Origin of the sequence: Brevundimonas sp. UBA6550 (assembly GCF_002434505.1) — a bacterium.
Classification (GTDB): Bacteria; Pseudomonadota; Alphaproteobacteria; order Caulobacterales; family Caulobacteraceae; genus Brevundimonas.
Window position 1 is genome coordinate 29,835 of sequence record NZ_DJKE01000006.1, and the last position, 12,841, is coordinate 42,675.

The window sequence follows — 12,841 nt, forward strand, 5'->3', positions numbered from 1 at the left end:
CACCGTTTCAGGATAAGCACCGCCGCCACGGCTTCCAAGGCCAGACTTCCCAAGGAGGGCTTTCATGCGCCATTCGCAACGCACCGACGACCAACTGCGTCCCGTGACCATCGAGACCGGCGTCAACCGCTACGCCGAGGGCTCTTGCCTGATCACCTTCGGCAACACCAAGGTCCTGGTGACCGCCTCGATCGAGGACAAGGTTCCGGGCTGGATGCGCAACTCGGGTCAGGGCTGGGTGACCGCTGAATACGGCATGCTGCCGCGCGCCACCCACACGCGCGGACGCCGCGAGGCCGCCGCGGGCAAGCAATCGGGCCGCACCCAGGAAATCCAGCGCCTGATCGGGCGCTCACTGCGCGCCGTGGTCGATCTGAAGGCCCTGGGCGAGCGTCAGGTGCTGATCGACTGCGACGTCATCCAGGCCGACGGCGGCACCCGCACGGCTTCGATCACCGGCGCCTGGGTCGCCATGAGCCTGGCGCTCAACTATCTGCGCGACGAAGGCGTGCTGAAGGCCGATCCGATCACGGACCAGGTGGCGGCGGTGTCGTGCGGCGTCTGCGACGGCGTGCCGGTGCTGGACCTGGACTATGAGGAGGATTCGGAGGCCGAGGCGGATTCCAACTTCGTCCTGACCGGATCGGGCCAGATCGTCGAGGTCCAGGCCACAGGCGAAAAGCGCGGCTTCTCGCGCGCCGAGTTCGACCGTCTGTTCTCCCTGGCCGAGATCGGCTGCACCGAACTGTTCGCCCTGCAGAAGGCGGCGCTGGCGGCGGCGAAACGATAGGGGGTTTCGCAGGGCGGGCGCTTTAGGGCATCGTCGGCGCGTCGATCCCGAACGGAGACAAGTCGATGCGTCGATCCCCCTGGCTTTCGCTGATCGTCTGCGCCCTGGTCGCGGCCGGCTGTCAGCGCGCCGATCCCGCCCAGCCCGCGTCCGCGAGCGATTCGTCGGGCGGCGACATCATCGAGGCGACGCCGATGACGGCGGATGCGCCCGCGCCCCAGGCTCCGACGCCGGCGCCCAAACCTCAGGCTGAAAAGACAGAGACGGAAAAGACAGAGTTGGCCGAGGAGCCTCAAGCCACGATCCCCGAGGGACCGGGGATGGCGGCCCAGCCGGTCCCGGACAGCCCGGCGTCCTGCCGCGACGCCATCGGCTCCGCCGCCGCCGCGCGGCTGGTCGAACGCTGCATCCGCGTCAGCCCTGCGACCCGCCCGCCCTGCAACGCCGCCAATCCCTGCGCCGTGATCCAGGGCGAAATCGAGCGATCCTGCAAGTTGTGGCAGGGCGACGGAAATCCGCCGGCGGAGTGCCGGAACTAGCGGTCGGTCAGCCCGCCGACCGCACCGCGCCCGCCACCTCGGCCACGACCCGCTTGACCAGCGCCTCGTCGTCGCCCTCGGCCATCACGCGGATCAGCTTTTCCGTGCCCGATGGCCGCACCAGCAGGCGGCCCTGGCCGTTCAGCGCGGCTTCGGCCTCGGCGATGGCGGCCTTGACCTTGTCGGTCTCCAGCGGCTTGTCGGCGGTGAAGCGGACGTTCTCCAGCTTTTGCGGCGCGAGGGGACTCGCGGGCTGATGTGCGGCGGCGAAGAGGACGTAATGGGCGGTCATCAGAAGCATTCAGGTCCTTTGCGTGAACACAATGGATCGCGATGCGCGCCAATCAAAGGTGATCAAACGCCGTCAATCGGACGGAATAACTCAGGGCGGGACAGGCGCGATTTTATTCGCAAAGCTGCTCGGCGACCGGTGGACGGTTTGCGGAAAAACCGGTCGCTGACGACAGGTTCCCCATGGCCACACTTCACGATCCAGACGATTTTCCATTCCGTCCGTCAATGAGGGCGCACCGAGATCACTATCCCCACGGGGCTGTTCTGCTCCCCGGACGCGCGACAGCGTCGATGCCCTCCAGAGCGCGGACACGACACTTTGCCGCCAAGACGGTCGCCAAGCGGGTCCGGCCGGCCTTCCGGGGCGCCGGGCCGTCACGACGCGTCTTCATCAGGGTCAAGGTCGTAATGAGGACACCAAAAGCGCGCGCGTCGTTGAAAGCCTGCGTGCGGTACTTCGGACGGGAGGGCGCGGGCGAGGACGGGGCGAGAGCCGTGTTCTTCGGGCCGCTGGAGGACCGGCCTGACGCCAGGGCGGAGGTTGATCGGTGGGCGGATGACCGCCGTCATTATCGGATCGTCGTGAATCCCGAGGATGGACAAGAGCTTGCGGACGTCAGGTCGTTTGCACGGCGGATGATGAAGCAGATTGAGATCGACACCGACACGCCGCTCGAATGGCTTGCCGTTGCGCACTACGATACCGGACGTCCCCATCTCCACATTATCTTACGCGGTGTGCGGGACGATGGACGCGACCTTGTCTTCAGCCGCGGTTATGCGGCGCATGGCCTGCGCAGCCGGTGCGAGGCCCTGACGACGGAGATTCTGGGCCCCAGATCCGACCGGACGGCTTCCTCCCGCGATCTGACGGCGGACCGGCTGACCGCGATGGACGACACGATTCTGCGACGGCAGGACGACGGATGGATCAACCTCGAGGGTCTAGAAAGCGGAGAACGCGCCAACGCACAGCGCCGCCTGGTCCATCTTGAGCGTCGCGGATGGGCAACCCGAGACAGCCAAGGCCTTTGGACTCTTCCTGAAAATCTGCGCGATATCCTGCGAAGTGTGGGCGAACAGGAGGCGCGTGAAGCCGCCGCAACGCGCGCCATATGGGGCGGCTTCTGGTGCGGGCAGACTCATCGCCTTGAACCGCTGAGGCTTTTGGAAGGCGAGGTGATCGTTGGCGCTTACGCCGGCGTTCAGCCGCTTAAGTGGCACAAGAAGGCGGCCCAGTTGCTCGTGCTTGAGACCATGGATGGTCGTCTGGGGCACGTCCGGCTGGCGTCATTGGATCGCGTTATGATCCTGGATCGCGTGCCCGAGCGGGCCCTCATCGAACTGCGGGGAAGGCCGTGGAGGGAGAGGGCTTCAGACCGGACCATCGCTCAGATCGCGCAACTGAGAAATGGCGTCTATTCTAAAGCCGATCATCTCGTCGTCCGGCCCAGAGATCGGCCGGTTTTCATCGAGCGCCATCTTCGACGGCTCGAAGCGATGCGCCGCGAAGGCGCGGTCGAGCCTCGGGGCGACGGCCGGTTTGCCATTCCACCCGACTACGTCTCGCGGGCGTTGGAAGCGGATCAGGCGCGACATGGTCCTGCCGATGCGGAAGTCCGCGTGCTCGACATCAGGCCTCTACACCTCCAGACCGAAGCGCGGGGCGTCACCTGGCTGGACCGGGTGGCCGGCGGCCTCGAACCTGATCCCGGCTTGGGGTCTATGGCGGATGAAGCCAGAAGGTTGGGACAGGAACGGGCGGAGGCTCGCAAGGGGTGGGGGATCGGCGATGGCTCAAAGCTGACCGATAAGGACATGCTCGCCCTCTGGAAAATGGAGATCGAGGCGCAGTTCAAGAGGCTTGGGAAGGACGAGAAGTTGGTCGTAAAGGCCGAGGAGGGACAGCCCTTCTCAGGCGTCTACAACGATAGCGTTCACATGGGCGGTCGAACCTATGCGGCGGTCGAAAGCCGCTCTGTCGTAACGCTAGCGCCGTGGCGTGCCGGTTTGGAGGCCTGCCGTGGCCAAGGTCTCACCGCGGTTCTGCAGGCGGGGCGTGTGGAGTTTCGATTCGGAGAGCGGGGCCGGGGTTTGGGACTAGAGCTTTAGCCTACTTACTCGGGATCCGTGGGGCCCGGGTTGAGTTCCTATCGTCAGCTTCGGGACGCGCTCGCGACGTCCAAGTGCACGGCGGGTGGAACCTCGATCCCCCGCCTCAATCCCGCAGCTGTGCCGCACATTGGGCAAGAGCCTTGGTCATCCGCCATTCGACTGTTTTCGGCCGGATGCCAAGATGATGAGCGATTTCCTGGTTGGTCATGCCGCCGAAACGGCTGAGCAAGAAGACGTCGCGAAGCGGTTTCGGAAGGCCCAGCACAACTTCCTTCAGCAGCAGGGCTGCGTCCTGTGCCGCGGCCTGGCTGGTGGGAAGCGACTGCCATGCGTCCAGTTCCTCTCGCCGGCGATCGCGGCGATAACGGCTCACGAACAGATTGCGGGCGACCCGGAGCAGAAAGGCCTTTGGTTTACGGATTTCGACCGGACGCTTCTGTCGCAGGATATTAAAATAGGTGTCCTGAAGGAGGTCTTCGGCGAGGTCGGCGCCATACCGATGTCGCAACGAGCCGAGCAACCATGCGCCGTGGGTAGCGAAAAGGGTCTCGGCGTCGCTTCCGGTAGAAAGCGCCGGCACGGCTTTCGACTGTCGACCACCAGACGTCACGAATTTGCCTCCGATCAGCGAGACCGCCCGTCTGGATTGACGGAGCCGAGCCTAGGTCGAGGCAAGCGCAAAGGGCGCGGCGCGCTGCAGCCCCCGTGGGCGTACAGGCGCAGGCTGCGGGTTGTTCTCAACCGAGGTTCTCACGCCTCGACGCCGCTCTGCGACGCACCTCCAGGATGAATCATTCACTCGCCGTTGGCAAGTGTGGCGCGATACCCGCTCGACCTTCGCTTGCGTCTTGGTCATGCGCCGGGCGTTGAGAACATGGTTGAGCCACGCGCCGCCGCCTTTAGCCGAAGCCTGGACATGCGCGGGGGCCGCCCGGGCATCTGGATGCTAGCTTATCCGGACGAACCCATAAACCGAGAACTTGCGATTCCTTCTGGGAGCCTTCTGTTCGAGTCGCGTTCGGCAAAGACGGGCGGCGATGCAATATGCCCCAGGCCTTGACCCAAGGGGATACGCAGGCTTCTGTGGCCGCGCTCGTCAGCCTATATCAACACTTCAAACGGCAAACAGTCAGCGCCGCGCTGCCCTTCTAGGTTTTGCCCTCCTGGGGGGTGCGTGGCTCGCGCGATGAGTGACGCACTTCGCTCAACTGAAGCTTGGCCCAATCTCGAAGTTGAAGCCTGGGATAATAAGGGCGCTTACGAATGTGGATGTAAGGCGGACCATTCAAACCGAGGCACAGCATTTTTGCTAAAGTCGAAGGCGCGAGTTGGATGCCCAGGGCGGCGAGTTCACGTGACGCTTCCTTTCGGTTCAGAAGACGGTCTTCGTGTTCGACTGCCGCAGTTGCATCTCTGGCTTCCAAGGCTGCGACCTATCTCGAGCTTTCTGCTTTCACCCGAAGGTCCTCGACGCGCGCCCGACTTGATTCTGCGACCCGATCACGCAGGTGTTTCGCCCTGGCCGTCAGCCAGTCCAGATCCTCGGGCGAGGCATCGTATTGGTCGCTATAGCGCGCTTCGACGTAGGCCCTCTTCAGCAATTCGAACCGGCGGCGATCGAAGCGGCTTTCACGCGGCCAGGCCCCAGCGAGTCCCACATTTACGTCCTCGGCGAGGGAGCGGAGGAATTTGATGTTGTGAGAGCGCGGAAAATAGAAGGTGTGAACGAGAAGGAAGCAGGCGTAGGCCGCTTCAACCGCTTGGTGGAGGTTGAACGCCGCGTTCTTCCGCCAGTCGGGATCGTCTGCGCTTTCGGCGGCAGAGATATTTGCAAGTTTCAAGAAACGATCGACGGCTTTCAGCCAACGATCCATCTCGCGCTCAGCAATCACTACGGCGTCGGCCGATGTCATTGGTTGTGGTGTCGCGAATGGGTGCCCAGGGATTTCGTACAGAGCGATGCCATCGCGGACGATGTCGGTCCAGAAGTATTCTCCCCGCCGCAGGGCGTCGTTCACGTCTTGAAGATCATGGACGATCAGATTGACGGTGCGACCGATGGTCGGGTCACGAAGGATCTCATCCTCGGAATTCCACCAGTAGTCGGCGATGTTCGTCAGCTTCTCGTGGTTGACCACGATCAGGAGGTCGAAGTCCGAGAGATAGCCATTCTCCGGTTCGTCCACCCAGTCCGCTCGTGCGTATGACCCGAACAGGATGATCTTGAGGATCTGGCCGCCGCGTCGCCAACCAGAGTTGGCGCCGCCGCCGCTTGTCCTAGCCGCCTCAAATCCGGCAAGCAGGATGTCGCGAACGCGTTGAAGTTCACGCTGCTGACGCTCCGGCAGATGTTCCAGATCGGACCGCATTGGGTGAGTCTATCGAAAACGCAGACGCTGTGAACCGTGAAGTTGCACGCGTACTTGGTAGAGGCGCGCATATCGTGTTGCGGGTGTCAGCCTGCTATCTTCACAGCCCCGGCCACCTCGGCCACCACCCGCTTCACCAGCGCCTCGTCGTCGCCCTCGGCCATGACGCGGATCAGCTTTTCCGTGCCCGATGGCCGCACCAGCAGACGACCCTGACCGTTCAACGCCGCTTCGGCCTCGGCGATGGCGGCCTTTACCGTGTCGGTCTCCAGCGGCTTGTCGGCGGTGAAGCGGACGTTTTCCAGCAGCTGCGGCACGGGGTCGAACTGGCGGGCCAGTTCGCTCATCGGCTTGGCGGATTCGACCAGGACGGCCAGCACCTGCAGCGCCGCCATCAGACCGTCGCCCGTCGTGGCGTGGTCGTGCAGGATGATGTGGCCCGACTGTTCGCCGCCGATGTTGAAACCGCCCTCTCGCATCCGCTCCATGACGTAGCGGTCGCCGACCTTGGTCCGCTCGAGCGTCAGGCCCTTGGATTTCAGCCGGCGCTCCAGCCCCAGGTTCGACATGACGGTGGCGACGATCCCGCCGCCGGTCAGAATGCCGCGCCTGGCCCAGTCCAGGCCGACCAGGGCCATGATCTGGTCGCCGTCCACCACCTGTCCCTTTTCGTCGCACACGATCAGCCGGTCGGCGTCGCCGTCCAGGGCGATGCCGATGTCGGCGCGGTAGCGTTTGACCGCCGCCGAGAGGGTCTCGGGGTGGGTCGAGCCGCATTCGGCGTTGATGTTGGTTCCGTTAGGCTCCACGCCCACGGAGAAGACCTCGGCGCCCAGTTCGAACAGGGTGGTGGGCGCGACCTTGTAGCCCGCGCCATTGGCGCAATCGACGGCGATCCGCAGCCCCTTCAGGCTGAGCCGTTTGGGAAAGGCCTGTTTGGCGATCTCGATATAGCGGGCCTGCGCGTCGTCGATCCGCTTGACGCGGCCCAGTTTGTTGGACGGCGCCAGACCCTGGTCCAGGCCCTGGTCCATCATGGCCTCGATCTTCAGTTCGATCTCGTCGGACAGCTTGTAACCGTCCGGCCCGAACAGCTTGATCCCGTTGTCGGCATAGTCGTTGTGCGAGGCCGAGATCATGACGCCCAGATCGGCCCGCATCGAGCGGGTCAGCATCGCCACGCCCGGCGTCGGCACGGGACCGAAGGTCCGCACGTCCATGCCGACCGAGGCGAAGCCGGCGACCAGGGCGGGCTCGATCGTATAGCCCGACAGACGGGTGTCCTTGCCGATCACCACCAGATGGCGCCGGTCGTCGCCGGTGCGGAACAGCTTGCCGGCCGCCAGACCGACGCGCAGGGCGACCTCGGCCGTCATCGGATAGGTGTTGGCCCGCCCGCGAATCCCGTCGGTGCCGAAATATTTTCTGTCGCCCAAGGCCTGGTCCTTCACGTATCGGGTAACGATCCGAAACCCCTTGTTTAATGCGGCCGGCTTTGGGATCGCCTAGATGGCCGAAGGGGCAAGACCCACGGCTTAATCCCAGTTCGCCGCCAGTGCAAAGCGGTCTCTTCCTTCCCTCAGCGGAGCGTTCGTATGTGCGGCATCATCGGCGTCACGGGAAACGGTCCCGTCGTTCCCCGTCTGATCGACAGTCTGAAGCGGCTGGAATATCGGGGCTATGATTCCGCCGGGGTCGCCGCCGTGGTCGACGGCCATGTCGAACGGCGCCGCGCCCAGGGCAAGATCCGCAATCTGGAGGCCGTGTTGGCCGAGGATCCGATGAAGGCCACGGTCGGCATCGGCCATACCCGCTGGGCCACCCACGGCGCGCCCACGACCGCCAACGCCCACCCGCACAAGGCCGGTCGGGTGACGCTGGTCCACAACGGCATCATCGAGAACTTCGCCGAGCTGAAGGCGGAACTGGCCGCCGAGGGCCATGTCTTCGAAAGCCAGACCGACACCGAGGTCATCGCCCACCTGCTGGACGCCGAACTGCAAACCGGCCGGCCGCCGCTGGAGGCGTTCAAGGCGACGCTGGATCGGCTGACCGGCGCCTATGCGCTGGCGGTTCTGATCGACGGCGAGAACGACCTGATCCTGGGCGCCCGACGCGGCAGCCCGCTGGTCGTCGGCTGGGGCGAAGACGAGATGTATCTGGGCTCCGACGCCCTGGCGGTCGGCCCCTTCACCCAGAAGATCTCCTATCTGGAAGAGGGCGACTATGTCGCCGTGACCCATCGCGGCGCCCAGATGTTCGACATGACGGGCCAGCCGGTCGAGCTGGCGGTGGTTCAGGTCTCGGCCTCCTCGGCCCTGGTCGAGAAGGGCGAGTATCGCCACTTCATGGAAAAGGAAATCCATGAACAGCCCGACAGCGTTCAGCACACCCTGTCGGAGTATCTGGATCTGGTGACCGGCAAGGCCAAGCCGCAGGGCGTGGATTTCGCCGCCGTCGACCGGATCCAGATCGTGGCCTGCGGCACGGCCTTCTACGCCGGCCAGATCGGCCGTTATGCGTTCGAGAAGCTGGCGGGTCTGCCTTGCGATGTCGAGATCGCGTCGGAGTTCCGCTACCGCTCGCCCGCCGTGTCGCCCCGCACCGTCGCGGTCGCCGTCAGCCAGTCGGGCGAGACCGCCGACACCCTGGCCAGCCTGACCTGGTGCAAGGCGCAAGGGTTGCAGACCGCCGCCGTGGTCAACGTCCATTCCTCGTCCATGGCGCGGGAGGCGGCGGTGCTGTGGCCCACTCACGCCGGACCCGAGATCGGCGTGGCCTCGACCAAGGCCTTCACCGCCCAGGTCGCCGCGCTGCTGGCGCTGGCTGTGGCGGCGGGCGTGGCGCGCGGCCGGATCGATGCAGAGCAGGAGGCCGAACTGGTCAAGGCGCTGTTCGAAAGCCCGCGCCTGATCGCCGAAGCCCTGACCATGGGCGACAGCATCCGGGCGGTGGTCCAGGACCTGTCCAAGGCCGACGACGTGCTGTTCCTCGGGCGGGGCGCCATGTTCCCCTTGGCCATGGAAGGCGCGCTGAAGCTGAAGGAGATCAGCTACATCCATGCCGAGGGCTACGCCGCCGGCGAGTTGAAGCACGGCCCCATCGCCCTGATCGACGAGGCGACCCCGACCATCGCCCTGGCGCCCCTGGACGACGTGTTCGAAAAGACCGCGTCCAACCTGCAGGAGGTCGCCGCGCGCGGCGGGCCGGTCATCATGATCGCCCCGGTCAACGCCCCAGATCCCCACGGCGCCGGCATCAGCCGCATCGGCGCCCCCGACTGCCACCCGCTGATCGCGCCCTTGATCTATGCGGTGCCGGTGCAGCTGCTGGCCTATTACACCGCCGTCCAGAAGGGCACCGACGTCGATCAGCCCCGCAACCTGGCCAAGTCCGTCACCGTGGAGTGAGGTTCTTCGGCCAGTCGGCGCAGGGCGTCTGGGTCGATGACTTGGATCGCGGCGCGGCGCAGTCGGATCGCGCCGGCGGCGCACAGCTCCGTCGAGGCGACCGAGATACTGGCGCGACGGACGGCCATCAGATCCGCCAGATCGCTCTGACGCAGGGATATCTGATCGATCCCGTCTCGCGTTGTTATGTCGAGCAGCAGGGCGGCCAGCCGTTGAGCGACCTTAAGCGTCGCATGGCGAGCCAGTTCCGTCTGCAGCGCGGCGTTGCGGGCGCGCAGATCGGCGAGGGCCGTTGCGGTCAGGACTTCGGCGTCGATATGCCGGATCAGCCACGTCGCCGGCACGGACACGAACCGCCCCGGCGTCAGCCACAGGGCAGTCTCGTCGTCGTTCTCGCCCATCGCGGCGTCGAAGTTGATCAGTTCTCCACTGCCAGCCAACCCCCGGCACAGTCGTTGGTCCGCGCCCAATCGCGCCGCGACACCGACCAGGATCAACGTAACCTGCCGCTCGCCATTTCGAACAGGGGCGGTGTGCTGGCCTGCCTGAGCGGGGATCGCATCGCCCGCATCGACGCCTTGCACCGCCAGCAGCGACAGCAGGGTGGGCGCAAGGGTCGATTGGGGCATTCGGCCTCTTAAGCGCCGCTCGACGCGCCCGGCCATAACATGGGTTAAACGGTCAAACGGGCTCGCTCTGCAGTCGCAGATAGGTGGGGTCGAACTCGGCGATCTGAGCCAGGCGTCGCCAGTCCAGAATTTCGATCCGACCGCCCGCCCAGTTCACCAGGCCCTCGCTCTTCAGTTCGCTGATCAAGCGGCTGACATGAACCGACGAGAGGCCCAATGCGTCGCCCAGCACGCTCTGCGTCAAGGGCAGGTCGAACCGCATCTCGCCCGTCTGACCGACCGCCTGAAGGCGCAGATAAAGCTCGCACACCAAGTGGGCCAGATGGCCCAGGCCGCTGCGCCGCCCCATGGCCACCAGCCACTGGCGATGGATGGCCGCATCGATGATGGTGTCCAGCCATAACAGGCGACCCAGATGCGGATGGCGTTCGGTGATGTCGATCAGCCCGATATGCGGCGCCTCGGCGATCACGCAGTCGCTCAGGGCCAGGACGCCATGATCCATCTGTTTCATGAGGAGGCTGTGCAGGTCGATGAAGTCGCCCGACACATTGATTTCGGTGATCTGCCGGGCCCCGTCCTCCAGCGTCGAATAGCGTGCGGAGAAGCCGGAGATCAGCAGGGTGCTGTGCATTGGGCGGGTGTGTTCGCGCACGATGTCGGCGCCGGCGGCGACGGTCTTGGGCGCATCCAGAACGGCCTCAAGGGCGGCCATCTCCTCGGCCGACACCCGGTCGCGCAGGGACAGTTTGTCGACCAGGGTGCTGACACGCCGAGCTTGTTTGGCGGCGCTCATTGCGATCCCTCCGACAGGGTCCAACCGTCCGGGGCATGGTTCGAAGCAGACGCGGTGATGCTGACCACCGTCTCGCCGTCGTCATCGGTGACGATCACACTGAAGGCGCGCGTCTCCCAGAAGGAGGCCCCACGATAGCGCAGGATTTCACCCAGCACCGCCACCGCCTCCTCGCGCGCGGCCTCCACGCCCTTCAGTTCTTCCCCCTGATCGTCGCGAACGCAGTCGCCGTTCTGAGTGTGGAAAAAATACCGTGGCAAACGATCCTCCCGCCTTGAGGTTTGGGAGGAAGCGACCGGGACGCCGATTGGTTCAGCGTCCCCGTACAGAGAGCTGATCAGTCTCAGATTTCCTGATTGAAGGCGCCGATTTCGGGATAGGCGGCCAGGCGCGGCTTGATCTCTTTGCGGAACAGGTCGCGCATGTCGTCTTCGGAGCGCATGCTTTCGACCACCACGACCAGCTCGGGCTTGTTGGACGAGGCGCGGACCAGGACCCATGAACCGTCGTCCAGATGCACGCGAACGCCGTTGACGGTGATGGCCTCGACGATCTTGCGGCCCAGGATTTCGCCCCCGGCGGCGGCGAGATCGGAATATTCCTTCACGATCCGGTCCAGCACGCCATACTTCAGTTCGTCGTCGCAGTGCGGCGACATGGTCAGGCTGGTCCAGGCGTCGGGCAGGGCGGATTTCAGTTCGCTCAATGTCTTGCCCGGATTGCGGTCCAGCATGGCCAGAACCGCGCCCGCCGCGACCAGACCGTCGTCGTAGCCGTGGCCCAGATCGCCCGCCATGAAGAAGTGACCCGACTTCTCGAACCCGGCCAGGGCGCCCAGTTCGGCGGTCTTGCGCTTGATATAGGAGTGGCCCGTCTTCCAATAGACGACCTCGGCTCCATTCGCCTTGAGGATTTCATCGGTCTTGTAGAGGCCGGTCGATTTCACATCGACGACGAAGGTGCTGTCCGGATAGACCTTTGACAGGTCGCGGGCCAGCATCAGGCCGATCTTGTCGGCGAAGATCTCTTCGCCCGTGTCGTCCACCACGCCGCAGCGGTCGCCGTCGCCATCGAAGCCCAGGGCCAGGTCGGCGCCCGTCTCCTTCACCCGCTGGGCCATCTGCACAAGCATGGCGTGGTCTTCCGGATTTGGATTGTATTTGGGGAAGGTGTAGTCGAGGTCGGTGTCCATCTCGATCACCTCGACACCCATTCGACGCAGAGCCTCGGGCGCGAAGGCGCCGGCCGTGCCGTTGCCGCAGGCGCAGACCACCTTCAGCGGGCGCTTGACCCGGACCTTGGACGCCACATCGGCGATGTAAGTCTCGCGGAAGCCGTCGATGCGCACCAGCTTGCCGCCGTCGCACGCCACGCCCTGTCCGCCCAGAACGATCTCCTTCAGGCGGCCCATCTCTTCGGGGCCGAAGGTCAGGGGCTTGTTCGCGCCCATCTTCACCCCCGTCCAGCCGTTCTCGTTATGGCTGGCGGTGACCATGGCGACGCAAGGGGCGTCCAGTTCGAACTGGCCGAAATAGGCCATGGGCGACAGGGCCAGGCCCACGTCCAGAACCTCCATCCCGCCTTCCAAGAGGCCGATGATCAGGGCCTGTTTCACGCTGAGGCTATAGCCGCGGAAGTCATGGCCGACGACGATCCTGGGCTGGACCCCGATCTCGTGGACAAAGGTGGCCAGGCCCAGGCCCAGGGCTTGGATGCCGAGGAGATTGATCTCCTTCTCCAATATCCAACGCGCGTCGTATTCGCGAAAGCCTGTCGGCTTGACCAGCGCCTGGGTTTCATAGGCGGCGGTGTTAGGCTTCAGGTCCTGGCGCGGCTTGAGCATGAGATGTCCTAAAGGTTTGGTCTGGTGCGAACGCGCGTCGCGACGCCGCGATTTAT

11 protein-coding genes and 1 pseudogene are annotated in these 12,841 nt (G+C 64.8%); 4 read left to right on the forward strand and 8 right to left on the reverse strand.

Translation table 11 applies throughout. From position 1 onward, the window contains the following. Nucleotides 1-64 precede the first annotated feature (64 nt). Together rph and B3Z70_RS06165 are read left to right on the forward strand one after the other, a co-directional pair. Nucleotides 65-790 (forward strand): ribonuclease PH, encoded by a 726-nt coding sequence (gene rph, locus B3Z70_RS06160; protein WP_292044966.1) that lies wholly within the window; start codon nucleotides 65-67, stop codon nucleotides 788-790. A gap of 65 nt (nucleotides 791-855) precedes the next feature. After that, entirely contained in the window at nucleotides 856-1,329 is a 474-nt protein-coding gene (locus B3Z70_RS06165; protein WP_292044968.1) for a hypothetical protein, read from the forward strand. A 7-nt stretch (nucleotides 1,330-1,336) separates the two neighbouring features. On the opposite strand, the pseudogene B3Z70_RS06170 reads toward B3Z70_RS06165, so the two are convergent. Then, a pseudogene (locus B3Z70_RS06170) lies at nucleotides 1,337-1,585 on the reverse strand (phosphoglucosamine mutase); the annotation flags it as partial. Between the two features lie 473 nt (nucleotides 1,586-2,058). Between B3Z70_RS06170 and B3Z70_RS06175 the strand changes: the two are divergent. Then, the gene (locus tag B3Z70_RS06175; protein ID WP_292044969.1) at nucleotides 2,059-3,735 is read left to right on the forward strand and encodes a DUF3363 domain-containing protein; all 1,677 of its coding nucleotides are present in this window, start codon (nucleotides 2,059-2,061) and stop codon (nucleotides 3,733-3,735) included. Between the two features lie 106 nt (nucleotides 3,736-3,841). On the opposite strand, the gene B3Z70_RS06180 is transcribed toward B3Z70_RS06175, so the two are convergent. From B3Z70_RS06180 to glmM, 3 genes are all read right to left on the reverse strand, one after another. Then, a complete protein-coding gene (locus B3Z70_RS06180) occupies nucleotides 3,842-4,348 on the reverse strand; it encodes an RNA polymerase sigma factor (protein ID WP_292044971.1) in 507 nt (168 codons plus the stop codon). 823 nt (nucleotides 4,349-5,171) lie between these two features. Continuing rightward, nucleotides 5,172-6,107 carry a HEPN domain-containing protein gene (locus B3Z70_RS06185; RefSeq protein WP_292044974.1) on the reverse strand — a complete coding sequence of 312 codons (936 nt, stop codon included), beginning with the start codon at nucleotides 6,105-6,107 and terminating at the stop codon, nucleotides 5,172-5,174. An 86-nt stretch (nucleotides 6,108-6,193) separates the two neighbouring features. Beyond that, nucleotides 6,194-7,543: a phosphoglucosamine mutase gene (gene glmM / locus B3Z70_RS06190; protein WP_292044975.1), complete on the reverse strand. Its 1,350-nt coding sequence runs from the start codon at nucleotides 7,541-7,543 to the stop codon at nucleotides 6,194-6,196. Nucleotides 7,544-7,702: 159 nt separating this feature from the next. Here glmM and glmS point away from each other — a divergent pair, with 159 nt between their 5' ends. Further along, nucleotides 7,703-9,517, forward strand: coding sequence for a glutamine--fructose-6-phosphate transaminase (isomerizing) (glmS, locus tag B3Z70_RS06195; protein ID WP_292044976.1), 1,815 nt, complete (start codon nucleotides 7,703-7,705; stop codon nucleotides 9,515-9,517). On the opposite strand, the gene B3Z70_RS06200 is transcribed toward glmS, so the two are convergent. From B3Z70_RS06200 to B3Z70_RS06215, 4 genes are all read right to left on the reverse strand, one after another. Continuing rightward, nucleotides 9,478-10,146, reverse strand: coding sequence for a Crp/Fnr family transcriptional regulator (locus tag B3Z70_RS06200; protein WP_292044978.1), 669 nt, complete (start codon nucleotides 10,144-10,146; stop codon nucleotides 9,478-9,480). The genes glmS and B3Z70_RS06200 overlap by 40 nt on opposite strands. Before the next feature lie 52 nt (nucleotides 10,147-10,198). Then, a complete protein-coding gene (locus B3Z70_RS06205; RefSeq protein ID WP_292044980.1) occupies nucleotides 10,199-10,942 on the reverse strand; it encodes a Crp/Fnr family transcriptional regulator in 744 nt (247 codons plus the stop codon). Beyond that, a complete protein-coding gene (locus B3Z70_RS06210; RefSeq protein ID WP_292044982.1) occupies nucleotides 10,939-11,202 on the reverse strand; it encodes a DUF6894 family protein in 264 nt (87 codons plus the stop codon). Before B3Z70_RS06210 ends, B3Z70_RS06205 begins: the two co-directional genes overlap by 4 nt. An 83-nt stretch (nucleotides 11,203-11,285) precedes the next feature. Next, nucleotides 11,286-12,785 carry a phosphomannomutase/phosphoglucomutase gene (locus B3Z70_RS06215; RefSeq protein WP_292044984.1) on the reverse strand — a complete coding sequence of 500 codons (1,500 nt, stop codon included), beginning with the start codon at nucleotides 12,783-12,785 and terminating at the stop codon, nucleotides 11,286-11,288. Nucleotides 12,786-12,841: the final 56 nt, after the last annotated feature.